The sequence below is a fragment of the Allocoleopsis franciscana PCC 7113 genome (genome assembly GCF_000317515.1).
GTDB classification, from domain to species: Bacteria; Cyanobacteriota; Cyanobacteriia; order Cyanobacteriales; family Coleofasciculaceae; genus Allocoleopsis; species Allocoleopsis franciscana.
Genome location: NC_019738.1, coordinates 433,095 through 457,261, shown reverse-complemented (window position 1 = coordinate 457,261; position 24,167 = coordinate 433,095). Strand labels below are relative to the sequence as shown.

25 protein-coding genes and 1 pseudogene are annotated in these 24,167 nt (G+C 46.3%); 15 read left to right on the top strand and 11 right to left on the bottom strand.

Annotated elements, in window-relative coordinates; all coding sequences use genetic code 11:
- Window positions 1-203: 203 nt before the first annotated feature.
- The 5 genes from MIC7113_RS01950 to MIC7113_RS01930 all read left to right on the top strand — a co-directional run bounded on the left by MIC7113_RS01950 (window position 204) and on the right by MIC7113_RS01930 (window position 5,002).
- Complete coding sequence (locus tag MIC7113_RS01950; protein ID WP_015180491.1) at window positions 204-926, top strand: 2Fe-2S iron-sulfur cluster-binding protein; 723 nt, start codon at window positions 204-206, stop codon at window positions 924-926.
- Window positions 923-1,918 (top strand): FAD binding domain-containing protein, encoded by a 996-nt coding sequence (locus tag MIC7113_RS01945; RefSeq protein WP_015180490.1) that lies wholly within the window; start codon window positions 923-925, stop codon window positions 1,916-1,918. The genes MIC7113_RS01950 and MIC7113_RS01945 overlap by 4 nt, the downstream gene beginning before the upstream one ends.
- Window positions 1,915-4,032 carry a xanthine dehydrogenase family protein molybdopterin-binding subunit gene (locus MIC7113_RS01940; protein WP_015180489.1) on the top strand — a complete coding sequence of 706 codons (2,118 nt, stop codon included), beginning with the start codon at window positions 1,915-1,917 and terminating at the stop codon, window positions 4,030-4,032. Before MIC7113_RS01945 ends, MIC7113_RS01940 begins: the two co-directional genes overlap by 4 nt.
- A gap of 242 nt (window positions 4,033-4,274) precedes the next feature.
- Window positions 4,275-4,658 (top strand): hypothetical protein, encoded by a 384-nt coding sequence (locus tag MIC7113_RS01935; RefSeq protein ID WP_015180488.1) that lies wholly within the window; start codon window positions 4,275-4,277, stop codon window positions 4,656-4,658.
- An 8-nt stretch (window positions 4,659-4,666) separates the two neighbouring features.
- Window positions 4,667-5,002, top strand: coding sequence for a hypothetical protein (locus tag MIC7113_RS01930; RefSeq protein WP_015180487.1), 336 nt, complete (start codon window positions 4,667-4,669; stop codon window positions 5,000-5,002).
- Between the two features lie 6 nt (window positions 5,003-5,008).
- On the opposite strand, the gene MIC7113_RS01925 is transcribed toward MIC7113_RS01930, so the two are convergent.
- The 3 genes and pseudogenes from MIC7113_RS01925 to MIC7113_RS39145 all read right to left on the bottom strand — a co-directional run.
- On the bottom strand, window positions 5,009-5,197 hold the full coding sequence (locus MIC7113_RS01925) for a hypothetical protein (RefSeq protein WP_015180486.1): 189 nt from the start codon (window positions 5,195-5,197) through the stop codon (window positions 5,009-5,011).
- The gene (locus MIC7113_RS01920) at window positions 5,190-5,438 is read right to left on the bottom strand and encodes a UPF0175 family protein (RefSeq protein ID WP_015180485.1); all 249 of its coding nucleotides are present in this window, start codon (window positions 5,436-5,438) and stop codon (window positions 5,190-5,192) included. Before MIC7113_RS01920 ends, MIC7113_RS01925 begins: the two co-directional genes overlap by 8 nt.
- Window positions 5,439-5,543: 105 nt before the next feature.
- Window positions 5,544-5,621, bottom strand: a pseudogene (locus tag MIC7113_RS39145) (element excision factor XisI family protein); the annotation flags it as partial.
- 414 nt (window positions 5,622-6,035) lie between these two features.
- On the opposite strand from MIC7113_RS39145, the gene MIC7113_RS38890 reads away from it, so the two are divergent.
- Entirely contained in the window at window positions 6,036-6,155 is a 120-nt protein-coding gene (locus tag MIC7113_RS38890; protein WP_226883660.1) for an element excision factor XisI family protein, read from the top strand.
- On the opposite strand, the gene MIC7113_RS01915 is transcribed toward MIC7113_RS38890, so the two are convergent.
- Complete coding sequence (locus tag MIC7113_RS01915) at window positions 6,152-6,781, bottom strand: TetR/AcrR family transcriptional regulator (protein WP_015180484.1); 630 nt, start codon at window positions 6,779-6,781, stop codon at window positions 6,152-6,154. The two genes, MIC7113_RS38890 and MIC7113_RS01915, sit on opposite strands and share 4 nt — an antisense overlap.
- Before the next feature lie 170 nt (window positions 6,782-6,951).
- On the opposite strand from MIC7113_RS01915, the gene MIC7113_RS01910 reads away from it, so the two are divergent.
- The 6 genes from MIC7113_RS01910 (at window position 6,952) to sufU (ending at window position 12,731) form a co-directional block, all read left to right on the top strand.
- Complete coding sequence (locus MIC7113_RS01910) at window positions 6,952-8,142, top strand: ABC exporter membrane fusion protein (RefSeq protein ID WP_015180483.1); 1,191 nt, start codon at window positions 6,952-6,954, stop codon at window positions 8,140-8,142.
- Entirely contained in the window at window positions 8,139-9,314 is a 1,176-nt protein-coding gene (gene devC / locus MIC7113_RS01905) for an ABC transporter permease DevC (RefSeq protein ID WP_015180482.1), read from the top strand. Before MIC7113_RS01910 ends, devC begins: the two co-directional genes overlap by 4 nt.
- A gap of 143 nt (window positions 9,315-9,457) precedes the next feature.
- Window positions 9,458-10,159 carry a DevA family ABC transporter ATP-binding protein gene (locus MIC7113_RS01900; protein WP_015180481.1) on the top strand — a complete coding sequence of 234 codons (702 nt, stop codon included), beginning with the start codon at window positions 9,458-9,460 and terminating at the stop codon, window positions 10,157-10,159.
- 196 nt (window positions 10,160-10,355) lie between these two features.
- Window positions 10,356-11,597, top strand: coding sequence for an XdhC family protein (locus MIC7113_RS01895; protein WP_015180480.1), 1,242 nt, complete (start codon window positions 10,356-10,358; stop codon window positions 11,595-11,597).
- A gap of 8 nt (window positions 11,598-11,605) precedes the next feature.
- On the top strand, window positions 11,606-12,202 hold the full coding sequence (locus tag MIC7113_RS01890; RefSeq protein WP_015180479.1) for a nucleotidyltransferase family protein: 597 nt from the start codon (window positions 11,606-11,608) through the stop codon (window positions 12,200-12,202).
- A gap of 58 nt (window positions 12,203-12,260) precedes the next feature.
- Window positions 12,261-12,731, top strand: a complete 471-nt coding sequence (sufU, locus tag MIC7113_RS01885) for a Fe-S cluster assembly sulfur transfer protein SufU (RefSeq protein WP_015180478.1) — start codon at window positions 12,261-12,263, stop codon at window positions 12,729-12,731.
- A 25-nt stretch (window positions 12,732-12,756) separates the two neighbouring features.
- On the opposite strand, the gene MIC7113_RS01880 is transcribed toward sufU, so the two are convergent.
- The 5 genes from MIC7113_RS01880 to MIC7113_RS01855 form a co-directional block, all read right to left on the bottom strand.
- A complete protein-coding gene (locus tag MIC7113_RS01880) occupies window positions 12,757-14,070 on the bottom strand; it encodes a glycosyl hydrolase (RefSeq protein WP_015180477.1) in 1,314 nt (437 codons plus the stop codon).
- Between the two features lie 157 nt (window positions 14,071-14,227).
- A complete protein-coding gene (locus MIC7113_RS01875; protein ID WP_015180476.1) occupies window positions 14,228-15,076 on the bottom strand; it encodes an MBL fold metallo-hydrolase in 849 nt (282 codons plus the stop codon).
- A 12-nt stretch (window positions 15,077-15,088) separates the two neighbouring features.
- A complete protein-coding gene (aroC, locus tag MIC7113_RS01870) occupies window positions 15,089-16,183 on the bottom strand; it encodes a chorismate synthase (protein ID WP_015180475.1) in 1,095 nt (364 codons plus the stop codon).
- Window positions 16,184-16,491: 308 nt separating this feature from the next.
- Window positions 16,492-17,574, bottom strand: a complete 1,083-nt coding sequence (gene psbA / locus MIC7113_RS01865) for a photosystem II q(b) protein (RefSeq protein WP_015180474.1) — start codon at window positions 17,572-17,574, stop codon at window positions 16,492-16,494.
- 335 nt (window positions 17,575-17,909) lie between these two features.
- Window positions 17,910-18,920: a hypothetical protein gene (locus tag MIC7113_RS01855; RefSeq protein ID WP_015180472.1), complete on the bottom strand. Its 1,011-nt coding sequence runs from the start codon at window positions 18,918-18,920 to the stop codon at window positions 17,910-17,912.
- Between the two features lie 344 nt (window positions 18,921-19,264).
- Between MIC7113_RS01855 and MIC7113_RS01850 the strand changes: the two genes are divergently transcribed.
- Window positions 19,265-19,894, top strand: a complete 630-nt coding sequence (locus MIC7113_RS01850) for a helix-turn-helix transcriptional regulator (RefSeq protein WP_015180471.1) — start codon at window positions 19,265-19,267, stop codon at window positions 19,892-19,894.
- 83 nt (window positions 19,895-19,977) lie between these two features.
- Here the strand turns inward: MIC7113_RS01850 and MIC7113_RS01845 are convergent, their stop codons facing one another.
- Together MIC7113_RS01845 and MIC7113_RS01840 are read right to left on the bottom strand one after the other, a co-directional pair.
- Entirely contained in the window at window positions 19,978-20,487 is a 510-nt protein-coding gene (locus tag MIC7113_RS01845; RefSeq protein ID WP_015180470.1) for a Coq4 family protein, read from the bottom strand.
- Window positions 20,488-20,684: 197 nt separating this feature from the next.
- Window positions 20,685-21,737, bottom strand: coding sequence for a hypothetical protein (locus MIC7113_RS01840; RefSeq protein ID WP_015180469.1), 1,053 nt, complete (start codon window positions 21,735-21,737; stop codon window positions 20,685-20,687).
- 447 nt (window positions 21,738-22,184) lie between these two features.
- Here MIC7113_RS01840 and MIC7113_RS01835 point away from each other — a divergent pair, with 447 nt between their 5' ends.
- Together MIC7113_RS01835 and cofG are read left to right on the top strand one after the other, a co-directional pair.
- Window positions 22,185-22,835, top strand: a complete 651-nt coding sequence (locus tag MIC7113_RS01835; protein ID WP_015180468.1) for a helix-turn-helix transcriptional regulator — start codon at window positions 22,185-22,187, stop codon at window positions 22,833-22,835.
- 184 nt (window positions 22,836-23,019) lie between these two features.
- Window positions 23,020-24,021: a 7,8-didemethyl-8-hydroxy-5-deazariboflavin synthase subunit CofG gene (gene cofG / locus MIC7113_RS01830; protein ID WP_041780349.1), complete on the top strand. Its 1,002-nt coding sequence runs from the start codon at window positions 23,020-23,022 to the stop codon at window positions 24,019-24,021.
- Window positions 24,022-24,167 lie beyond the last annotated feature (146 nt).

Below are 24,167 nucleotides of genomic sequence, written 5' to 3'. Positions count from 1 at the left end.
GCATATTTTCCAGGAACTATATCAATCCGTTGGCATTGGAATCATAAATTTTTAACGCAAAGAGCGCGGAGGGTGACGCAGAGGAACGCGGAGGTTTTTGCCTCATTCCAATAGCATTGAAAATGATATTACTCGACAATGACATCAGCATGAACTCATCTCCCACGAGGGAGCCAATTGGACACTAGCAGGAGGTGCAATCGATGGAACATCATGAAGGAAAGCCGAAACGAACATCTCGGCGTAATTTTTTGGGGCAGGCACTAACCGCCGCAGGAACGGCGATAGCTGCCCCTACATTGCTCAATCAGGCTACAGCAGCAAAGGAAGCTCGCTCTATGCAATCCCCTGAAGGTGAAATGCCAATAACACTGACAGTAAATGGTGAGATGCGATCGCTTACCATTGAACCACGAGTGACACTCCTCGATGCTCTGCGGGAACGTCTAGAGCTCACAGGCAGTAAAAAAGGCTGCGATCATGGACAGTGTGGAGCTTGTACCGTTCTCGTTGATGGACAACGGGTGTACTCTTGTCTCTCCCTTGCTGTGATGCAGGAAGGTAAGCAAATTGTCACCGTTGAAGGACTGGCAAAAGGCGATGTTCTCCATCCCGTGCAAGCGGCGTTTATCGATAATGATGGATTTCAGTGCGGCTACTGTACACCGGGACAGATTTGTGCATCAGTTGCTCTCCTCGATGAAGTTAAACGAGGTTGTGCCAGCTCGGTTACCTCAGATTTAAACCGTCCTCCCCAACTTGGGGAACTCTCCGAAGCGGAAATTAAAGAGCGGTTGAGTGGTAATCTCTGTCGGTGTAGTGCTTACAACGGTATTGTTGCCGCCGTACAACAAGCGGCTGGACAAACCCCTCCCTCTGCCGCTGCAACCATGATGGTAACTGAAGCACAGGAGATGCCAGCATGAACAAATTTTCCTACATTCGTGCCACTTCTGTCAAAGATGCGGTGCAACGGGCGTCTACTGACGAGAATGCCCTGTTTATCGCGGGTGGCACGAACCTAGTTGACCGGATGAAAGTTTTTCTAGATGAGCCATCGCAACTCATCGACATTTCCCGGCTTCAGATGCAGCGCATTGAGCCAATAGCTGGGGGGGGTTTACGCATCGGCGCATTGGTGAGTAATACCGCAGTGGCTGACCATCCCGATGTCCGACGCAACTATCCCATGCTATCCCGTGCAATTCTCTCTGGTGCCTCTCAGCAAATTCGCAATGTCGCCTCGGTTGGCGGTAATCTCCTGCAACGTACCCGTTGCCCCTACTACTACGACACGGCATTTGCTTGCAATAAACGGGAACCGGGAAGCGGCTGTCCTGCGGCAACGGGAATTAACCGAATGCACGCGCTGTTTGGAGCTAGCGACCAGTGTATCGCTGTTCATCCCTCGGATATGTGCGTTCCCCTAGCAGCGTTGGATGCCATTGTTGAAGTGGAAGGGCCAAAGGGTAAGCGGCAAATCCCGTTTACAGAGTTCCACCGTTTACCGGGTAACATGCCCCAACAGGACAGTAATTTAGAGCCAGGGGAACTGATTACTGCTGTTGTGGTGCCCCCTGTGCCGTTTGCCAAGTCGGGTGTTTATCTCAAGTTGCGGGATAGGGCTTCCTATGCTTTTGCCTTAATTTCCGTTGCGGCTGCTATTGATGTTGCTGGTGACAGTATTAAAGATGTACGTCTAGCAATGGGTGGGGTTGCTCACAAACCTTGGCGTCCCACGGAAGCAGAGAAGTTTTTGATTGGCAAACCCGCTAATGCCGAAACATTCCAGCAGGCGGCGGAGATTGCCCTACAGGGAGCCAAACCCCTGACTCACAACAGCTTCAAAGTCGAATTAGCTAAACGTGCCATTAAGCGATCGCTCACAGTATCAGCCAAAGGAGGAGGTGTAGCATGAACAAAGTAATTGGCACTGCTGTGTCGCGCAAGGATGGACGCGCTAAGGTAACGGGTACAGCGACTTACGCGGCAGAACACCAAATTCCGGGACTAATTCACGGGTATTTAGTCACAGCGACGATTGCCAACGGGCGGATTAAAAGCATCGATACCAGTGCAGCTCAAAAGGCACCGGGGGTAATTGCTGTTTTCACCCATAAGAACGCCCCCAAGGTGTTCACGCCCGCTAATAACTTCATGACCTCGAAAATTTACGAGGCGCGTCTGCCCTTGTCGGATGATAAAGTTCACTATGGTGGGCAAATTATCGGCTTAGTGGTGGCAGATACATTGGAGCGATCGCGTCACGCCGCACACTTAGTTAAAGTTGAATACGAGACGCAAAAGCCAGTAGTTGAAGCGAAGAACGCGACGTTCAAAGAAGCTCCGCCCCAGATGGGTGAGGAGTTTAAGTTCGAGAAGGGCCAGTTTGCGGCAGGGATGGCAAACGCCGCCACGAAGATTGAGGCGACTTACACGACTTCCACCGAACTACACGCCGCGATGGAACCCCATGCTACCATTGCTCAGTGGCAAGGACAGGACTCGCTTACCGTTTACGAACCCTCCCAGTGGGTAATGGGCTGTCAGCGCACCTACGCTGATTTATTCGGTCTTCCTGCGGAAAAGGTACGGATTGTTACGCCCTTCCTCGGTGGCGGTTTCGGTTCTAAAGCCTTCCCGTGGCCTCACGGCATTCTCTGTACAGCAGCAGCACGTCAACTCCAACGTCCTCTTAAGGTTGTCCTCCACCGACGGCAGGTAACCGCCAACGCCGGACATCGGTCTGAAACTGAGCAAACAATTCGTTTGGCGGCAAATGCAGATGGTATGCTGAGTGCCATTTCCCACGAGGCGAAATCCTGCACGTCACCAGTAGAATCCTTCTCAGAACCTTGTACAGGCATCACCCCAGCGATGTACGCTGCCCCCAACCTGCGGCTGAACCAGGAACTCGCCGTGATGAACGTAGGCACCCCAACATTCATGCGGGCACCAGGGGAAAATCCGGGCATGTGGGCGATGGAATCTGCAATGGATGAACTCGCCTGGGCGTTGAAGCTAGACCCGGTAGAACTGCGCCTGAAAAACGAGACGAAAGAACACCAGAAGAAGGGGTTACCGTTCTCAGCCAAGCATTTTGCCGATTGCCTCAAGGTGGGTGCAGAAAAGTTCGGCTGGAAAGACCGAAAAATGGAAACTCGTGCGCTAACCCGCGACGGTAAACTCATTGGTTGGGGCATGGCTGCTGCAACATTCCCTGGATTGCGCGGCAAAGCATCCGTCAAGGTGCGGCTGTTGCCAGACGGTAAAGTCCATGTCCTCACTTCTGGAAATGACATGGGTACAGGTTCCTATACGGTAGTTGCGGTGACAGCAGCCGAGACATTAGGAGTTCCTGTGGAAAACGTGCGGGTAGAGATGGGCGACTCGCTACTCCCGGATGGTGGACTCGCTGGGGGTTCCATGATGACCGCATCCTTGGCTCCTGCTGTGATGCAAGCCTGTCAGGACGTACTCAAAGCCGCTAACTGTACAACCGCATCAGATGCCTGTGCAGCCTTGCGTCAATCCGGACGTGCAGCGTTTGAGGCAACAGCTTCTTCTGCTCCCGGTGAGGAGGGGAAGAAATGGGCGTTTCAGTCTTGGGGTGCTCACTTCTGCGAGGTTGCCGTAGATGAAGAAATCGGACGCCTGCGGGTAACGCGCTGGGTGTCGGTGATGGACGTTGGGCGAGTGATGAATGCCAAGACTGCCGCAAGTCAGGTGCGGGGTGGGGTAATCATGGGGATTGGGCAAGCCTTGATGGAGGAGTGTCACTTTGACCCTAATCTCGGTAATCCCGTGGTTTATGACCTGGCAACTTATCATTTTCCAGCTCACGCAGATATTCCGCGCATTGAGGTAGCGTTCGTCGGTGAACCCGATTTGAACTTTAACCCAGTGGGCGCAAGAGGTGTGGGTGAAATTGGAATTACGGGGGTTTCGGCTGCTGTTGCTAATGCGGTTTACCATGCGACGGGTAAGCGGTTGCGGAGTTTGCCGTTGACACCGGATAAGTTGATTGGTTGAAGTTGGGAAACTTCGATTTTAGGATGCGGTTTAGCATAAGAAATTAAGTGCTAGACCGCACCGATTACGCTGTGAGAACGAAAGCACAGAAAGTTATGTTAAAAGCGATCGGTGCGGTTGCAATAAGATGAAAGGGAGGTGAAGAGGTAGGCAAGCGAGGAAATGGGAGAGCATGGGAAGGTTTTGTTGTTAAGCTAGGGCTTGAGGATAAGTAGTTAAATTCAGAATTGGCGGTTTGTAAAGTGGATGTTCTAATTGAGTCAACAAAGGCTTTTGAAAAGGATCTTGCCAGACTGAGTGAAAATGAGAAAGCAGTAGCTATACAAAAAATCAACGATTGCGCTAGCCTTTTCCCAACTCAGAAAGCTAATGTGTATCGTAAGCTGCGTCGTCTACCCATAGCATCAACCCTTAATGATTACGAATCTTCGCTTTACACGCTTCGGCTTTCTCAAAAACTAAGAATGATTTTGACCGTTGACGAAGATCCAATTTTTGGGCAAGTTATCTTTACTCTTTTCCGAGTAGTTAAACACAATGAACTCGATCAAGCGTATAAAAGTGTAGCCGAGTCTTTGTATCAAAATCTACTTCACCACAATCGAGAAGCTGCCCAAATTTCGTAAGTTTGTTTATGGCACAAACCCTGACTCTATGTGATGAATTTGGCATTATTCACGAAGCCATGAAGATTTTGCCAGATGACGAGCTAAAGATTGGTTTTCTTGAAGCTTTGGCAGAGCTTGAAGACAACGAGTGTCACAGAACAAGGAACTTTCCCAAAACGAGACTACACAAAGTAAAGGGTGTGAAGCAGGCAATTTATCGTGCTGATATTGATAAAGTCTCAGGTTGGCGCATTCACGTTCAATACATCAATGGACAAATTCATCTAAAGGACATTATTGAGGGGCAAAGACACGATGATGTAATTGAGGTAATTAAATCTAAGAAAGTACGCTATGAGTAATCCTTACTACTCATCAACAAGTCTAAGTGCTACCATCCAGAGTTTAGCAGGATTATCATCCGGTGCAATGTTGATTTCTGCGACAACACCATTAGGAACAATGATGTCACCACAAAGTTCCGAGAGCAGATGAATCTGACTAATCTTGGCAAGCACAATCAATGGGGAAGCATTTACCACCCATCGTCTATTCACGCGCCAATTCCTCTGCTAATTCTTCGGGAGTGACTTGAAAGGGGGAAACGTTAAAGCGGTTAAGGGCTTCCAAAAATTGGTGACGGCTGACACCTGCGATTTCAGCTGCCTTAGATTGGGAGACAATGCCAAGCTCATACCATTTGACACCAGCAGCTAAACGCATTTCTTGAACAAACGTTTCTGGATTACTACGGAGTGCTGAAAAAACACTATCTGGAAGTTCAATGCTAATCTGCATGGTAATGAAAGTCCTTTGGCTCAAAGTTATTGTTAGGCTAACATTCTCAGGGATAGCCCGTGTATTCACAGCAGCCTAACTTCACTGTTAGCTTGCTGGAACGGCTCACGCCACGGCAAAATCAGTGTACTGTCGAGTTTTAGGGTCATGGAATGCCAACACAATGTCTTCTTTAGGAAGACCAGCACAACTCAATATACTCAGTCAAAATACGCTTCAATAGCTTTGGATATTCAATTAGTTTATCCATTGCACAATCTCCTCTAGCTCTGTATCCACAACAATAAGTGGCAATTGATGTTTATTGAGGATAAGTTGAATTACATCTTGATTGAAGAAAGCAAATCGCCCACAGACTAAAAGTCTGGGGCTATAAAAACGAAGTCCGCCTACGCGGACTCAATTTAGCCTGCGGAGGCAGGCTTTGTTTTTGTAGCCGCGATTTACAATCGCCAGGTATTTTTGCTCTGGTGAATGTACTGTGAGCGCATTTTAAGTACACTTGAACTATAACTATAATAAGAAGTTCTAGTATCAGCGATGCCAAATATCAATATCTCGCACCAAGCAAATATAGCCCTTGCGTCAAAGTGATCGATACCTTCGGCTGTTGAAGTCGATAAAGAACTCGAAGAGATGGGCATCTCTAAGAAAAAAATCGTAGTGGGCTTCCATCATCCTTCTATGCGTGAGTATTCCGACTTTGCTACTGCTTAAGTATGACCTCCTCCACCCTTGTTACCAATAATTACGTGCAGTAAGTTATCGAGAAGCCGATCGCGTTCCATTGGCACAAGATCACCACTATGCAACACATCCCGCAGAATCACGAAATGAACCAGTGTCCCAACAAACATTCGTGCCGCGACTTCTGGATCGGGAATCTGTAGTTCAGGATGGGATGCAAAGTATTGCGAGAGTAGCTCAAGGGTTGGTTTTTCGATGTTCTGCACGAACGCCCGTGCTAACTCAGGAAATCGTCCTGACTCGCCAATAATAATTCTGAGAAACGTAAGAACCTGGGGATCGTCAGCGACATTCTCCAGCATCCCGATCGCAAAGCGTCTCAAAAACGAAGCTGGATCGTCCTGTACCGATTGCAGCCTTTCTAAACTGAAGATTTCTTTCTTACATGCTAATCGCTGCACGAGTGCTGTAAACAACCCCTGTTTGCCCTGAAAGTGGCTGTAAACCGTTGCTTTAGAAACACCTGCGGCAGCAGCCACCTTATCCATGCTGGTGGCAGCGTAGCCGTTGGCTAAAAATTCTTGCATCGCACCATCTAGGATAGCGTTGGTCTTCTCGGCTGACAGTTCACGGTCTACACTCTTAGTCTTTTTCATAGTTCAATTTTGATTTCCCAAGCCTGGGGAGGCTTACACGATGCTATTTGCGTAACTCCCGATCTGTTTGAAGCATACCTCTTGACTTAATCATACTAAACCGTTTAGTTTAAAAACATAACTAAACTAGACAGTTTAGTTTTTGTACTACGATGATCGGGAGCTTGCCCATGCTGCAAGATGTATCCGCTAACGGTTCCTCTGCTAAAACACCTCGATGGACGGGATTGGCGATCGCTGCTTTACTATTTGGGGGTGGAGTCTTTGCCTACAATGTATGGCGGTTGCAATCCACGCAGGTGACACAACCTCCAACAACAGTCGTCGAGCCACCCAAAATTAAAACAGTCACAGCCTTAGGACGACTGGAACCTCAGGGAGAAGTGATTAAACTATCCGCTCCAACCTCCAATAACAGCAATCGGGTGGAGCAATTGCTGGTGAAAGAAGGCGATCGCATCAAAGCTGGGCAGACAATTGCGATTTTGGATAGTCGCGATCGCCTCCAAGCGGCATTTGAGCAAGCACAGGAAGATGTACGAGTTGCCCAGGCAAAGCTGGCGATTACCCAAGCGGGAGCCAAACAAGGAGAAATCAAAGCCCAACGCGCTGAAATTACCCGTTTAGAAGCCCAACGCCAGGGAGATATTGAAGCTCAAGCGGCAACCGTTGCTCGATTACAGTCAGAATTGCGAAACGCTGAAACTGAATACTCTCGTTACCAATCCTTGTATCAGGAAGGCGCAATCTCTGCATCAAATCGGGATAGTAAACGCCTCACCCTGGAAACCGCGCAAAAAAATCTGCAAGAAGCACAGGCGGTATTAGAACGCATTCGATCCACCAGTCCGGCACAACTAAATCAGGCAAGAGCAAATCTAGAGCGAATTGCTGAAGTACGTCCGGTTGATGTGAAGGCGAATCAAGTTGAGATCGATCGCGCAGTTGCAGCCATGAAGCAGGCAAAAGCGGAACTAGAGAAAGCATACGTGCGATCGCCCATTGATGGTGAGATTCTCGATATTCATACCCGTGCGGGTGAAGTCGTTTCTAATGATGGCATTGCCGAGATTGGGCAAACCGAGCGCATGTATGCCATTGCCGAAGTTTATCAGAGCGACATTAGTAAAGTGAAACCGGGACAACAGGTACGAGTGACGAGCGATTCCATTCCTGGTGAACTGGTAGGAACCGTAGAACGCATCGACTCCCAAGTGCGGCGACAAACCATTGTCAATACTGACCCTAGCACCAATATTGACAGTAGGGTGATTGAAGTACACGTAGCTTTGGATGCAGCATCGAGCAAAAAAGCGGCTAAATTTACCAACTTGCAAGTTACGGCAGCGATCGAACTATGATTGGATTCATCCAGCAATTGCAACGACGCACCCCCTTGGGATGGCTGCAACTTAGTCGTGAAAAAAGCCGTCTGCTTGTAGCATTATCAGGCATTGCCTTTGCCGATGTCTTGATGTTCATGCAGTTAGGTTTTCAATCAGCTCTGTACGACAGCAATACTAAACTCAGTCGTGCCTTAGACGCTGACATTGTTTTAGTCAGTCCCCAAGCTCGAAACACGCAAAATTTATCTACATTTTCACGACGACGATTGTATCAGGCAAAGGATGTTCCGGGGGTCAAATCAGCAGAAGCATTTTATTCTAATATCATCACTTGGAAGCATCCAGATACTCGTAAAGAAACCTCGATTCAAGCCCTTGGACTTAATCCCGAACAGCCAGTTTTGAATCTGCCAGAAGTCAATCAACAACTCGACAAAATTAAGTTACCTGATGTTGTCTTATTCGATCGCAAATCCAGAGGCAATTACAAAAAGGCGATCGCTCAGATTGAACAAGGCAAAGCCGTCACAACCGAAGTGGAGCGGCGTACCATCACGATTGCCGGAGTATTTTCACTAGGAGCCTCATTTGGAGCCGATGGAATTCTAGTCACCAGCGATCAAACCTTCTTACGACTATTTCCTCGTCGGCAAGCTGTTAGCATCAACCTCGGCTTAATTAAACTCGAACCAGGCTACAATCCCGAACAAATTGCCACCGCCCTTAAGTCTCATCTCCCCAATGATGTAAGAGTTCTCACCCATCAACAATATATCGAGTTTGAGGAAAGCTACTGGAAACAAGAAAGCCCGATTGGATTCATTTTCGGGTTAGGGACAGGCATGGCATTTATGGTGGGAGTAGTGATTGTTTACCAAGTGCTTTCAACGGATGTTAACAGCCACATGAAAGAATATGCCACATTCAAAGCGATAGGTTATCGCAACCAATACCTCCTCGCCGTAGTGTTTGAAGAAGCAATTATTCTCGCCTTTTTAGGCTTCATTCCCGGTTTAGTCTTACCTATTGGGCTTTACCAATTAGCTGCCAATGCAACCGCACTTCCCATCTACATGAAAGCTTCGCGAGCCGTACTCGTCTTAATTCTGACCATCGTGATGTGCGCTATTTCTGGAGCGATCGCTACTCGAAAACTTCAATCCGCCGACCCTGCGGATATGTTTTAGGCAATGGAGGGAGAAGCAAGACTTTCATCACCAATTATCTCACTCCCATTTGCCCCGGAATATTTCAAAAAACTCCGCGTCCCTCTGCGTCTCCCTCAGCGCTCTCTGCGTTAAGAATATAATTTCAATCACCTAATCCTACTATGTCTAAACCCGTAATTTCTATCCAAAACCTCAATCACTTCTTCGGTCACAGTCAATTACGAAAACAAGTTCTATTCGATATCAACCTAGAAATTAACGCAGGCGAAATTGTAATCATGACTGGCCCTTCCGGTTCTGGGAAAACCACATTACTCACACTCGTCGGTGGCTTACGTTCTGCCCAATTTGGTAACTTAAAAGTCTTGGGGCGAGAACTTTGTGGTGCTAGTGAAAAGCAGCTCACTTTAGCACGTCGGAATAATGGCTATATCTTCCAGGCGCATAATTTGCACGGCAGTTTAACCGCTCTACAAAACGTCAAAATGGGTTTAGAATTGCACAATCATTTGTCGTTGCAAGAAATGAAAGAGCGTTCTGCTCAAATGTTAGAACAGGTTGGTTTAGGGCATCGCCTCAACTACTATCCTGATGACCTTTCTGGCGGACAAAAACAACGAGTAGCGATCGCACGTGCATTAGTCAGTCATCCCAAAATTGTGCTTGCCGATGAACCAACCGCCGCCCTGGATAGTAAATCAGGTCGAGATGTGGTAAACCTAATGCAAACGTTAGCGAAGGAACAGGGTTGCACAATTTTGCTCGTTACCCATGACAATCGGATTCTAGATGTTGCCGATCGCATTGTACAGATGGAAGATGGCAAGTTAGCCAATAATGCTGTCTTGAGTGCAACCGCTTAACCCGTTGGACTTTATGTAGGTTGAGTAGCTACCTCTCTAGGACTGAAGATGAGACACTATGGAATGGGGTATCTTTTAACAATGATTTTCAAGATTGGCTGTGTAACTATAAACCCTCAATAAATGGTTAAATTGTTGGCTGAGTTAGATACCCCTCTACTACTGGAATGGGGTATTCTTGATTACCCGAAAACCTATGAAAGAGTTACAAAACATCCTCAAAATATTTGAGCAAAATAAGAATTATGGTCAAAGTATAGCCCTCGCTACCCTTGTCAAAGCCCAAGGTTCTACTTATCGACGCCCCGGTGCGCGAATGTTGATGACATCACAAGGACAGATGGTGGGTTCCCTTAGTGGCGGTTGTTTAGAGGGTGATGTGTTTGAGCAGGCTCAAGTTGTCATGGATTCGGGCAAACCCATCGTTGTGCAGTACGATACTATGTCCGATGATGACATTATCTGGGGACTTGGACTGGGCTGCAATGGCATTGTTCAGATTCTTATCGAGCGAGTAGAAGAAGAGAGTCCGTTAACTCCTATCTTGCACCACCCCCCTAACCTCCTCATCCTTACTAAAGCTCCGGCTTATCAAGAGGGGAACTCTGACTCAAAATTGCCTTCCCCCCTTAGTAAGGGGGGACTGAGGGGGGTAAACCATCTGGCGTTTTTGGCTGAGTGCCTCCACCAACGGCAAGCAGGAATTCTGGCAACGGTGTTTCACGTTGAGGGGCAAGTTAAGGCAGAAGTTGCAACCCGTTTAATGGTGTATCCAGATGGGACACTCATGAGTAACATCGAAGATGCCGATTTAGTGGCTCAAATCCGCGATGATGCCTGGAAAGTGCTTGATGAGAGTCGTTCAACGGTAAAATCCTATCCCTTACCGACGGGTAAAGCCGAGGTTTTTATCGAAGTCATCCAGCCGCCAGTGCCGCTGATGATTTTTGGAGCTGGTCACGATGCCGTACCATTGGTACACTTGGCGCAAGAATTGGGATGGTATATAACCCTAGTTGATAGCCGAAAAGTTGAGACTACACGAGAGCGGTTTTCAAGTGCAGATGAAGTCATTCTTTCCCGTCCAGAGAGTATAGGTAATTGCATTCACATCAACAACCGCACAATGGCTGTAGTCATGACTCATAATTACCTTCACGACCTTGAAATATTAAAAATCCTTTTGCCTTCTCCTGTGCGATATTTAGGTATTCTCGGCCCCAAAAGCCGCACCGAAAAGCTACTTCAAGACTTGCAAGAACAGGAAATTATTCCAACTGAAAATCAATTACAACGCTTATACAGTCCCGTTGGACTTAACATTGGTGCGGATACGCCGGAAGAAATTGCTCTATCAATAGTGGCTGAAATTAAAGCCGTTCTTACCAATCACTCAGGAGGGTCACTCAAAAATAAATTAGGCCCCATTCATGACTAAGGGATAGTATGAATTCTCGCACTGTTGGTCTGATGATTTTAGCAGCAGGAGCATCTACTCGCATGGGTACTCCAAAGCAATTGTTAACCTATCGAGGATGTAGTTTTGTTCACCACATCATAGAAGTTGCAGTCGCCTCCCTCTGTCAACCTATTGCTGTCGTTCTTGGGGCAAATGTGGAACGAATTAAGCCTGAAATTAGCCAGTTCCCCGTACAAATCGTAGAAAATCAAGACTGGGAGGAGGGGATGAGTGCTTCGATACGGGTTGGACTCGAAGCGCTACTTGCTGTGAATCAAAACTTAGATGCCGTTGCGATCGCACTTTGCGATCAGCCCTTTGTTTTGTCCCAAACGCTCAATCAACTTGTTGAAGCATACCATTTAACACGGAAACCGATTATTGCGTCCGAGTATTCAGAAACATTCGGTGTACCCGCTTTATTCAGCCGTACTATGTTTTCAGAACTCATGACTCTCAAGAGTAATGAAGGGGCAAAACAATTGATTAAAAGACACATTCATGAAGTTTATAGTATTCCTTTTCCTGGTGGTGCAATTGATATTGATACACCAAATGATTATGAGCAATTACAGTTTATTTAAATCCCCGACTTCTTAAAAAAGTCGGGAATATCGTCTTGATTTTGGATTCTGAATTATTATGACTTCTTCAATCCATCAGCGCAGTTTGTACCAACAAGTTATTCTCGAACACTCAAAGAAACCTCGACATCAAGGCAAAACAGACCCGGTGCATGGGTATCATCGAGGTCATAATCCGATGTGTGGTGACACAATTGAACTAACTGTAAAACTAAATCAGACAGGCGACAGAATTGAAGATGTCAAATTTGAAGGAGAAGGGTGTGCGATCGCGATCGCCTCAGCGGATTTGATGGCGGATGCGGTGCAGGGCAAAAGCATCCAAGAAGCTTTAGAGATGGTGCAACAATTCCGTAACATGATGCAAGGAAAAGCAGAGTTTCCTCTTGATGTGCGTAAATTAAATGTCTTGCAAGGTATCTCCCAGTTTCCTATACGTATTAAGTGTGCGACACTATGTTGGCATACTCTAAAAGCAGCACTGGAATCATCCCAAGTCCATACTTCTACTGTGGAAAGTGAGCAATAAACCTCAACTTTTTTCAGAAACACTTTCAACGTTGGCTCAGCAATACAGGTAATCGTCCTACCTTTAATCTTCGATGATTGGGTAGGGCGGTTTTTGTCCCATCTAAATGGTGGACTTGCCGCACACCAGTATTTTCAGGTATCGCTAAGTTTTGTTCCTGCTTGGGATTCCAGACAATCCAGAAGGGTTTACCCTCCTCACTCGTAAACTCACACATCCATGTATTCTTTTGATCGGGTTCGCAGCGTTTCATCCGTGAACCAATTAACCATGTTTGAATTTCGGCATAAGCCTTAGCGGCAGGGGTTAGGGTTTTCTTATCCTCCTCCACCATCAACATCGTCACCACATTACGGTTATCCCAGGCATACCAGTAAAAACGCTCCATTCCTGAAGCCCAATTCACGAGGTAAGTTCGGGCGACATAAGCCATACTATCTTCCGCCGAATAGAAAACATTTTCGCCTTTATTGCCATACCCAGTTTCAGTGTTCCATAACGGCTTTTGAGCAAGTCCGTGCTTAGCCATGACATCTTGCACTTCTCGAATTAGGGATAGGCTGTCTTCAGGGGTTTTTTCCTTGCCAATGTAAAAGTGTGCTCCAATCACATCAGCGTATTTGTTCCCTCCCTTAGCAAAATATTCGTCAAACCACTTGAACCCACCCCAATCGGCATACAACGAGGGCGACACGACTGTAATGGATGGATCGACTTGCTTGAGAATCGTGTAAGCCTCACGGGCTAAGGCGACCATCTCGTCAACCGTACCACTAAAAAAATGTTTGAGATTGGGTTCATTCCAAATTTCGTAGTAGCGGATTTTACCTTGATAACGAGTGGCAACAGTGCGGACATAGTTGCGCCAGTCGTCCATGTTTTTCGGTTCAGAGGCAGTGGGACCATCCCCATAAGGAGAGGAGTCGTCTGGGCGTGCGGCAGCCCATTTGGGGGTTATGCCTAGGGTGTAGACGAGTTCAACTCCATGACGCTGAGCGAGTTCTACACAGTAATCTAGGGTTCTGAAATCCCATTCACCTTTTTGTCGCTCCAAATGCGCCCAAAAAGCCAAGCCATGATGAGTTGCGGCATCCCACAATCTCCAAGTTGCGATTGGCACAGCAGGCCAAGGAATTTTATCAGAATCCGCGATATGCATCCCAAACAGCGATCGCCCAATGGGTTTCGTGGGTATCGTGCTGATTCGCGTATCGCTTAGGTGCGTCGCTGATAGATTGAGGACAGAGGGCTGATGGTAAACAATAACTCCCACCAAGACTAGAATCGCGAGTGCCAAAAGGACAAGCCATTTACGGAACTTAATCAAAGTGAGTCTCATCGTAGATGCCTATGCGATTTGAGTATTGATTCCCAACTCTTGGACTCTTGGTTGCTAATGCTCCATACTCAATTCTTTTTTAGCCAATTATGCTAGTCCATGCACCCTAGTCAGCCTCTCCAATTAGACCGAACATGTCTAACCTTCAACCTATTGATCACGTTAAGGAAACAATCATTCCTTCCCGTGCGAGAAACCCGCCGTCAAAGGTATCTTTTACTTCCACCTCTACGGTATCGAGGAAATCATCGGAGTGATTTGGCTCATGGTGAAAGATGGCTAACCGCTTAGCACCGGTTTCCTTTGCAGCTTTCACACCTTCCTGCCATGTAGAGTGTCCCCAACCCACCTTCGGTGTCTTTTGGTTGTGGTATTCCTCGTCCGTATACATGGCATCATAAATAATCAAGTCGGCATCACGACCCAGACGCAGGACATTTTCATCAGGGCGATCGGGGAAATGTTCGGTATCGGTGCAGTAGAACGCCGAATGCCCTTGCCATGAAACCCGATAGCCCATCGCCCCATTGGGATGGTTGAGACGACCGGTTTCAATGGTGATATCATCGAGCATCATGGTTTCACCACAGACGAGGTCATAGTACTTTAAGTCCGCCTGGATTTCTTTAAAGGGTACGGGGGAATTGATATGCAAAACGCGATCGCAGAAATGCTCTTGCATGGTTGCGCCTTCTGGTGCAGAGCCATGAATATGTAACGTATTGCCCTCCGCAAAGGCTGGGATGAAGAACGGCACGCCTTGGATGTGATCCCAGTGATAATGAGTAAAAAACCAATAGGCTTCAATCGGCTGCAAAGGTTCTAAACTTTTCCCTAACATCCGCAACCCCGTGCCGCCATCAAAAATTAGGCGCTTTCCACCAACGTGCATTTCTACACAAGAGGTATTGCCACCATAACGAACAGTATCTTTTCCGGGAGAGGGGACACTGCCTCGGACTCCCCAAAATTGGACAACAAACTCAGAGGAAGGACTAATTTCCATTGGTAAACTAAACTAAGGCATTAAAGTACGGCATTGACCCTGATGACGCAGTAGATGATCGCACAATACTAAAGCGACCATTGCTTCTACCATAGGCACTGCTCTGGGTAAGACGCAAGGGTCGTGACGGCCTTTAGCGGCTAGTATTGTTTCTGAACCTGCGCTGGTTACAGTGCGCTGTTCTTTTCGTATGGTAGCAGTGGGTTTAAACGCCACTCGCAAAACAATCGCTTCACCGTTACTAATCCCCCCCTGAATACCGCCAGAGCGGTTGGTTACGGTACGCACTGCGCCAGTTTCGTCGAGATAAAATTCGTCGTTGTGTTCACTACCAGTCAGGAGCGTTCCGGCAAAGCCAGAGCCAATTTCAAATCCTTTACTGGCGGGTAGGGACATTACACCCTTTGCTAAATCTGCTTCTAGCTTATCAAATACCGGTTCTCCTAGCCCTTTAGGCATATTTCGGGCGACGCATTCAACCACACCACCCAAGGAGTCTCCACTCCGTCCAATTTGCTCAATCCGTTCGACCATTCGTTCTGCACATTCTGCATCAGGACAGCGAGCGATATTGCTTTCGACTTGTTCTAGAGTTACGGTGTTGGGGTCAACAACGCCTTCTAAATCTTGAATCCGCTTAACGTAACCGATAATTTCTACGTCAGCGACTAACTTAAGAATTTTTTTAGCGATCGCACCGGCGGCAACTCGTCCAATGGTTTCCCGTGCCGAAGAACGTCCACCCCCTTGCCAATTGCGAATCCCATATTTGGCATCATAGGTGGCATCGGCATGAGACGGGCGATAGGTCTGTTGCATCTCGTCGTAATCTTGAGAACGAGTGTCTTTATTTCGCACCATAATCGCGATCGGCGTTCCCAGGGTTTTGCCCTCAAACACCCCGGAAATAATCTCGCAAGTGTCTGCTTCTTTGCGAGGTGTGGTGATTTTGCTTTGTCCCGGACGCCTGCGATCGAGTTCGACTTGAATTTCTTCGGCAGAAATTTCGAGTCGAGGTGGACATCCATCAATCACGACGCCAACGCCTCCCCCGTGCGATTCCCCAAACGTTGTAATGCGAAACAGATGCCCAAACGTGTTGCCCATAGTGGCTGAATTAAAAAGACCTGAGTCTTAAGATTTTAACAGCGATCGCATAAGAGTACCGCCCAAGCTCATGCGATCGCTTACTTGTTCTTCATACAGAAGAAATCACTTTTTGAGGGATTGTTGAATCGGTCGTCCTTAATTCTTCAGAAATCTGAGGTAAGTATTTTGTGAACTCTTTCTTAGTGGTTTCAATGTTGCAGTCAAACTTAGTAGATATAGCTGATTTAGAGAGTTTATCGAAGACAGACAAACAAAAAAGCGCCCCCCTTGCGGAGAGCGCTTTTTTTAAGCTAAGTTCTTAAGAATTAGCCATTGATGACAGGAGCGGTTAGAGCCACAGGAGCCGCTTCACCCGCCGCCAAGTCGAGGGGGAAGTTGTGAGCGTTACGCTCGTGCATTACTTCAAATCCCAAGTTAGCGCGGTTGAGTACATCAGCCCAGGTACCAATCACGCGACCTTGAGAGTCGATGATGGACTGGTTGAAGTTGAATCCATTCAGGTTGAACGCCATGGTGCTGATGCCCAAAGCGGTGAACCAAATGCCAACTACAGGCCAAGCAGCGAGGAAGAAGTGCAAGCTACGGCTGTTGTTGAAAGAAGCATATTGGAAAATCAACCGACCGAAGTAACCGTGAGCAGCAACGATGTTGTAGGTTTCTTCTTCTTGACCGAACTTGTAACCGTAGTTTTGAGATTCGGTTTCGGTTGTCTCACGAACCAGAGAGCTGGTAACGAGACTTCCGTGCATTGCAGAGAACAAGGAACCGCCGAACACACCAGCCACACCGAGTTGGTGGAAGGGGTGCATCAGGATGTTGTGCTCAGCTTGGAACACGAACATGAAGTTGAAGGTTCCAGAGATGCCCAGGGGCATACCATCAGAGAAAGAACCTTGTCCGATGGGGTAAATCAGGAATACAGCGGTTGCAGCCGCCACAGGAGCGCTGTAAGCAACAGCAATCCAAGGGCGCATCCCTAAGCGGTAGCTGAGTTCCCACTCACGTCCCATGTAGCAGAAGACGCCGATGAGGAAGTGGAAAATTACCAACTGGTAAGGGCCACCGTTGTAAAGCCACTCGTCTAAGCTAGCTGCTTCCCAAATTGGGTAGAAGTGCAAGCCGATGGCGTTAGAAGAAGGAACAACGGCTCCACTGATGATGTTGTTACCAAACAGCAGAGAGCCAGCAACAGGCTCACGGATACCATCGATGTCCACAGGAGGAGCAGCGATGAAGGCGATGATAAAGCAGGTAGTGGCAGTTAGCAGGGTAGGAATCATCAGGACACCGAACCAGCCTACATAGAGGCGGTTGTTGGTGCTAGTGACCCACTCGCAAAACCGTTCCCACACGTTCGCAGATTCGCGACGCTGTAATGTGGTTGTCATGTTTTTATGATGGCTTAATAATTTTTCAAGGTTCAGCGGGCGCTTTTGTGTTCGCCCATACTTAACTTAACCCATCTGTTGCGTTTTGTAAAGCTATTTTGAGTAATTACTCTCATTTTTATTAAATTTGATATCAAAAATCGTCTGTAACCCTTTTCCTGAAAGGCTTGTCAGCTTTAAAGTTTTTAAATTTAACTGGGTGGACAGGCAAGGTGCCCATCCCACGCCTAGTTTCCCAAATAGAGTCATGCACAACTGAATGCCTGTCAGCTTCAACCCAATCATGTAGCGATGAGATGGGTATCGCCTTTGGCTTCCACATCTGGATGAAGGGTCTAAAAATCAAGCTGGGAGAGAACTTTTTCCATGTCTAAGTCCAAAAACGGGTTGACGGGTTTGTACATCCAGTAACTTGGTGATAGTGAATCTGAGCCGATTCTTTCAAACCCCAACGCCATTGCTAAGCTCTCATAGCTGTAGACGGGATGGAGAATCATCACATATAAATCGCATAGGTTGGGAAAGTCCACCTGCATTTGTCTTAAGGTTTCTTGCGTATCCTTCAAGAATCTACACACATTCTCTGTAGTCTGATAGGGAGTATCGATTTTCCAACTCCGTACAAAGACACTACAGCAATCTGGATCGGGAGGGATAGCGATTTGCAGTGGATCGATCTCAGCATTAGAACCTAAATGCAGGGTTTTGCTGGGAGGGAGAAAGAAATTTTTCTCACAATCTTCAGCGGTAGGATACAAAAGGTAAAATCCTACAGGCTTGGAGTTATCACAACGACGCAATACCCGCATACCTTTGGGGTATTCCTTGACCCAACGGCGCAGGACATTAACAATCTTGAGTTTAACAGCAGCGGTGTCGCTGTTTAGCCAGCTATAGAGGTTAGATAGAACTTCTGCCACGAAGACAGCATCGCTGTGGTGGAAAGCATCCACCTCTACAGGTTGAGGAGATGGCGGTGGCTTGAGCTGATAGAGGATTTGAATACAAAGACTATTGCCATCAAATTTTTTCTGGATAAGTCCGCGATCACGCAGCTTATCCAGCATCATTCCCGCCGCGCGATCGCTTCCCTGATCTTGGTCACAATAGAAAAGTGTAGCGGCTTCCTGAAGAGTACAAGAGACAAAACCATCGGGTAGTGGCAATTCTGTAAGTGGAAATTTCAGGTGTTCTCCCAGCTTTCGCTGCTTGACTATAAGATAAGCCCACAATCGGAGATAACATCTAGCCTGACGCGCCGTTAGGGTAATCTGTTCGCAAATCCTGGAGATGTATTTTTGTTGTTGTTCAATCGGGAAACACTCATTGATATCTTCTGGCCCCATATCATCCAGGTTGCTGCGCTTTGGGTTCCTAAAATGTTACTACGAAATTCAGTGTTCTAAGCATTAAGTAACCTAGAGGATAGATTGCCTCATCTATTTTGTTACTCTCGCTACTAATAGGCGATACGAATCTTTTCAAAACTCTGATAAGAATAAAAAACTCTCTCTACTTCAGGCCACTTCACCCCCCTTCATCTGACAGCACCCACTTCAGGCCGTTTGAGGCATCTACAACAGACTCATGGCAGATACATCGATGCAGAAAGCAGAATGACAGTAATACTCAACGGGTCAGTCTTGCGGCAACTTAACTTTTTTGTTGACAATCCTCAAGAACATTCAAAATGGTCATTTTCAGTGGTGAACTCAAGAGCAATATCGAAACAGTAAAAACATCCAAGTATTCCAGTAAAGCTTTTAAAGAGATATACTCTCAAAAATCTAAACAACCTTATTGGTTGCAATATATTATCGAAGGCTTGGTTGATGGTGTTTTGGTTCTAACTCAACAAGGAGAGTGGGTTTATGCGAATGAATGTGGGCGTCAAATTTGCCACCAACTCGCCCCAAATCAATCACAGAAGAATTTTGTACCATCAGCCATCTGGCGTGTTTGCGAATTGTTGCTTGCTCGCCTTGAGCCATTTGCTGATCAAGAGATGGTTGTCAACAATGAAATTAAACTTGCAAATTCATTTAGTTTTCGGATTCGAGTTCGCTGGTTGGTATTAGAAGAAAGTGCTTGTCATTACTTTTTGGTGACAATCGAAGACCAACATCAGGCTAGAAAAATACAAGCGATTGCAGACGCTAAAAAATATGGCTTAACTCGCCGTGAAGCAGAGGTTTGGTCACTGCATCAATCTAAGCTTTCTTACACAGAAATTGCAGATAAATTGTACATTACACTCAACACTGTCAAAAAGCACATCAAGAATATTTACGCCAAGCAACAAGGATTTATAGAAAATTGAAAATAAGCCATCGTTAAATTTCTCCTTTTTTTCGTTCAATTCATCGGTTGCTTAACTCTCTGTCGTGGGGGTTGCATCACCAATTATTTTTGAGTTTCAGTGACGCTGCTTTGTTCATTATTTAGAGGTATGATATTTAGCCTTTTCCGAACTTCAACCAATGGAGTATGCCAATCGGATTGAATATCCCAATCAATTAAAGATTGGGATTGCCGACTCATCTTGAGGACTTTTCTAATTTCTTGAAAATTACACATACCGCTTAGCCATCCTACTAAGACAACGATCGCACTCGTTGGACGAAACACTTGAGCACGGGTGAAGATCTGAAGCAGAAATTCATCACGGGGTGAGGAGGTGAAGCCTGTAATAACATGCCAAATATCATGAGTTCGCTGAATCAAATCCCCACTATTAATCGGGTTGAAACCATTTTGATCGAGGAAATAGGCAACTTCACGGCCTAATGTACCATTCGGTAACTGACGTAATTCTTCCAATTCTTCTGGGGTGATTGTAAATTCTTGCTCAGGATAAATTTGAGGATTAACCGTCTGAGCAAGCTTCAAGATAATTTTCAACCAGAATGGCATGATAAAGTCCTTCTTTCTTAGAGTTGTCTTTAATATGTCTGTAGATTAAAAAATTTTTCTAATCGGCGATAGTACCCCAGAGGGTACTCTTATTCAAAAAAATTGTGGGTAGAAACAAAGGTATGACAGGATAGATCAGGTAGTTCATAGAGCCTGATCTGTCTTTTATCCTGTTACTTTCTACTCTCACAGGATATCTAAAATTCCGGGGAAGGGTAGCAAAACTCAAGCTTTGAAACGATTTCTGCCATGTCTAAAACTAAAAACTGATCGACTGCCATGTACAACCAGTAGACCGCTATCTTCGGATCGATCCCAATTTTTTGAAACCCTAAAGCCTGTGCTAGTGCTTCATATCTAGGATGGATTAAGAGCGCGTAGAAATCACAAAGATTGGGAAAATCAGCTTGCATTCGCCTTAAGGTATGCTGCACATCTTCTAAAAAACGATGCACATTGTGCCAATTTTTATAAGGCGCATCAATCATCCAGCTACGTACCATAATTGAGGTACAGTCATCCTTACCGGGGATAGCCATTTGAACAGGATCGATATCCGAGGCGGAACTTAAATGGAGACTTCTTCCGGGAGGGAGAGAAAATTTTTCCTCAGATTCCGGCGCGACGGGATAAAGCACGTAAAACCCCACCGGATGAGAGGTATCACAACGACGCAGCACGCGCATCCCAGTGGGATATTGTACTGCCCAAGAGCGTAGTAATTGTTTAATCTTGTGGGGTACAGTTGCCGTCGTTTTGTTTAGCCAGTTGTAGTTGTGAGCAAGAAAACTCGCCACGGGAACGGCGTCGGTTCGGGGGTTAAATTCATCGAGTACGAACTCTATTGGGTGTGCTGACTCAAAGGATTCGTGCAGGTTCGGCACACAGGAAATCTGCAAACAAATCGTATTGCCATCAAAATCTTTATCAATTAACCCAAGGGCAGCCAAGATATCAATCATCATACCTGCCGCGCGATCGCTTCCTCGGTCTTTGTTAGCATAAAACAATTCTGCTGCTTCCCGATGGGTGCAAGCAACATAACCTTTTGGAAGTTGCAATTGAGTTAACGGTTGTCTCAAATGAGATCCTAATTCTTGTTGCTGCTTGAGTAGTAGATAAGTCCACAGCCGCACAAAACATTCAGCTCGACGACGTGTTAAACCCACTCGTCGGGGATTTAGGAGCATTGAAACGTAATTGCGCTGTTGCTCAATCGGAAACCACTGATCGATCAATTCTGGATTCATATCCCGTAGGTTGTTGAACGAATAGAGACTTTGGTCGAGTCAATTCGTGTTCCGTAGCTGTAGTACTTATCGTTGTTTTTTGACTATTTATGCAATCCGTCTCGTCTAAAAACAGATTTCGTGTTTTAGAACGAAACTTAATCCTCGTTTAAACAGTCACTACGGATACTAATTGCCTCTAATCACTGAAGCAATCTAGATCAACACCCTGAAATCCTATGATTTCGTATTGTATTAGCAAAAGCCTTACATCGCTGAAAAACTTCACCTTACTTCAGCCTCATTCAGCTTTCCTCTATTTCTAGAACAGAATTCGGTAAGTTTGGGAAATCTCCGATTCAATCCTTGTAGCTACACCCAACCAAAACGCAAAATGACTTTAACCCTCAACTGAGAAGAGTCTCCCATCGCTTGACTCCTCAGTTGTGATTTTGAAGGAGATTCACGATGTCCATGTTGGCAGCTAAACTGAACCGTCACCTTAAAACTGTTGAAACATTTAATTCTTCTGACAAACAGCTCAAAGCATCTTATTCTCAACATTCAAAACACCCTGATTTGCTGCAAGCCATTATTGAAAGTTTTATGGACGGTGTTTTAATTTTGACCGAACAAGGAGAGTTGATTCACGCGAATAAGCGTGCGCTTCGTATTTGTCAGCAATTTTCCTCGGAGCAATTACAACCCAAGTTAGTCCCTCTACCCATTTGGCGAATTTGCCAATCATTGCTCGATAGCCGCGAGCTATTTCCAGAAAAAACCATGATTATTGAAGCGGAAATAGACACGCATAATGCAGAGGTTTTACGTGTTAGGGTTCGATGGCTCCAGTTCGCTCAAAGTGATGCGCCTAACTTGTTAATAACCCTCGAGAACAGGAGCCAGTCTACTAAAAATACAGCGTTCACGGAAGCACAACAATATAATTTGACTCCTCGTGAGTCCGAAGTTTGGTCACTCCGTCGTGCCAATTATTCTTATAAAGAAATCGCTGCCAAATTGTATATTACGACCAACACCGTCAAGAAACACCTGAAAAACGTTTACGCCAAACAACAAACCAGTGCTTGGAGCCAAGAAGAACGAGACATCAGTTAGTTTGAGTCAACCTAATTTCAGCTTGTAACTCTTCTTTTGAGTAACTAGAGGATTTTTTCACCCAGCCGTTGGAGTCCTCTAGTGTTGCATTCACGCCTTGAGTCTTGGAGAATTTTACACAAAAACCGGAACGTTGTTGGATACGTCACACTTCTAAATAAATGACTGTGTGATGATCGAACCCATGCCAGTTTCCCACCCCCGAACCGTTACCTACAGTCCTGCTTACACCCTCGTTCCGACTTACGAGTGCTTTAATCGCTGTACCTACTGCAATTTTCGCACCGATTCAGGGAAAAGCCCTTGGTTGAGCCTCTCTGAGGCAGAAAATAAGCTGAAACAGCTTCAGACTCAGGGTGTGTGTGAAATCCTCATCCTCAGTGGGGAGGTACATCCCCACTCATCACGTCGAGCTGAATGGTTCCAACGAATTTATGATTTAGGTGAACTCGCCCTATCCTTGGGATTTTTGCCCCATACCAATGCCGGCCCCCTGAGTTTTGAGGAAATGAAAGCCCTCAAACAGGTGAATGTGTCGATGGGATTAATGCTGGAACAGTTAACGCCCAAGTTACTACAAACTGTTCACCGTCAGGCTCCCAGTAAGATACCAGGGGTACGTCTGCAACAGTTAGAATGGGCAGGAGAATTGCAGATTCCGTTTACAACAGGGTTATTGTTGGGGATTGGGGAGACTCAAGAGGATTGGTGGGAGACATTGGAGGCGATCGCACGGATTCACTATACTTATGGTCATATCCAAGAAGTCATCCTGCAACCCCATAGTCCTGGAAGTCAGCAGAGTTGGGATGCTCCTGCTTTTGATCCCGACCAATTACCAGAGGTTATTGCCAAAGCGCGTGAAATATTGCCAGGGGATATTACGATTCAAATTCCGCCCAATTTAGTAGGACATCCACAAGGGGGGCACCCACAAGCGTGTTTGGAGGCGGGTGCTAGGGATTTGGGGGGAATTGGGCCAAAAGATGAGGTGAACCCTGATTATCCTCATCCTACTGCTCAGGAACTCAGAGAAATTTTAGAGCCTGCTGGGTGGGAGTTGGTGCCAAGATTGCCTGTTTATCCTCAATATGACAGTTGGTTGTCACCGAATTTGCGATCGCTGGTTGAGGAGTGGCGGACTACAATCAGAACTGTTGATAGCCCTAGTCCTTTGAAACTCTGAAATTGCCAGTTCTCCATCCACCTGCTTAGTCGGCAGGGAATCAATTCCCCGTCTTTACAGAGAAATTCCCCTAAAGTGGACTGATGAGCTGTGTTTGAGTCCACTTCAGTGGACTTGAACTATTAGCAAGGGAATTAATTCCCTTG

Excerpts from the sequence above, each read along its gene's own strand:
- MIC7113_RS01950 (WP_015180491.1), top strand. The coding sequence starts at position 204 with ATGGAACATCATGAAGGAAAGCCGAAACGAACATCTCGGCGTAATTTT.
- MIC7113_RS01945 (WP_015180490.1), top strand. The coding sequence starts at position 923 with ATGAACAAATTTTCCTACATTCGTGCCACTTCTGTCAAAGATGCGGTG.
- MIC7113_RS01940 (WP_015180489.1), top strand. The coding sequence starts at position 1,915 with ATGAACAAAGTAATTGGCACTGCTGTGTCGCGCAAGGATGGACGCGCT.
- MIC7113_RS01930 (WP_015180487.1), top strand. The coding sequence starts at position 4,667 with ATGGCACAAACCCTGACTCTATGTGATGAATTTGGCATTATTCACGAA.
- MIC7113_RS01920 (WP_015180485.1), bottom strand. The coding sequence starts at position 5,438 with ATGCAGATTAGCATTGAACTTCCAGATAGTGTTTTTTCAGCACTCCGT.
- MIC7113_RS01915 (WP_015180484.1), bottom strand. The coding sequence starts at position 6,781 with ATGAAAAAGACTAAGAGTGTAGACCGTGAACTGTCAGCCGAGAAGACC.
- MIC7113_RS01910 (WP_015180483.1), top strand. The coding sequence starts at position 6,952 with ATGCTGCAAGATGTATCCGCTAACGGTTCCTCTGCTAAAACACCTCGA.
- devC (WP_015180482.1), top strand. The coding sequence starts at position 8,139 with ATGATTGGATTCATCCAGCAATTGCAACGACGCACCCCCTTGGGATGG.
- MIC7113_RS01900 (WP_015180481.1), top strand. The coding sequence starts at position 9,458 with ATGTCTAAACCCGTAATTTCTATCCAAAACCTCAATCACTTCTTCGGT.
- MIC7113_RS01895 (WP_015180480.1), top strand. The coding sequence starts at position 10,356 with ATGAAAGAGTTACAAAACATCCTCAAAATATTTGAGCAAAATAAGAAT.
- MIC7113_RS01890 (WP_015180479.1), top strand. The coding sequence starts at position 11,606 with ATGAATTCTCGCACTGTTGGTCTGATGATTTTAGCAGCAGGAGCATCT.
- sufU (WP_015180478.1), top strand. The coding sequence starts at position 12,261 with ATGACTTCTTCAATCCATCAGCGCAGTTTGTACCAACAAGTTATTCTC.
- MIC7113_RS01880 (WP_015180477.1), bottom strand. The coding sequence starts at position 14,070 with ATGAGACTCACTTTGATTAAGTTCCGTAAATGGCTTGTCCTTTTGGCA.
- MIC7113_RS01875 (WP_015180476.1), bottom strand. The coding sequence starts at position 15,076 with ATGGAAATTAGTCCTTCCTCTGAGTTTGTTGTCCAATTTTGGGGAGTC.
- aroC (WP_015180475.1), bottom strand. The coding sequence starts at position 16,183 with ATGGGCAACACGTTTGGGCATCTGTTTCGCATTACAACGTTTGGGGAA.
- psbA (WP_015180474.1), bottom strand. The coding sequence starts at position 17,574 with ATGACAACCACATTACAGCGTCGCGAATCTGCGAACGTGTGGGAACGG.
- MIC7113_RS01855 (WP_015180472.1), bottom strand. The coding sequence starts at position 18,920 with ATGGGGCCAGAAGATATCAATGAGTGTTTCCCGATTGAACAACAACAA.
- MIC7113_RS01850 (WP_015180471.1), top strand. The coding sequence starts at position 19,265 with ATGGTCATTTTCAGTGGTGAACTCAAGAGCAATATCGAAACAGTAAAA.
- MIC7113_RS01845 (WP_015180470.1), bottom strand. The coding sequence starts at position 20,487 with ATGCCATTCTGGTTGAAAATTATCTTGAAGCTTGCTCAGACGGTTAAT.
- MIC7113_RS01840 (WP_015180469.1), bottom strand. The coding sequence starts at position 21,737 with ATGAATCCAGAATTGATCGATCAGTGGTTTCCGATTGAGCAACAGCGC.
- MIC7113_RS01835 (WP_015180468.1), top strand. The coding sequence starts at position 22,185 with ATGTCCATGTTGGCAGCTAAACTGAACCGTCACCTTAAAACTGTTGAA.
- cofG (WP_041780349.1), top strand. The coding sequence starts at position 23,020 with ATGCCAGTTTCCCACCCCCGAACCGTTACCTACAGTCCTGCTTACACC.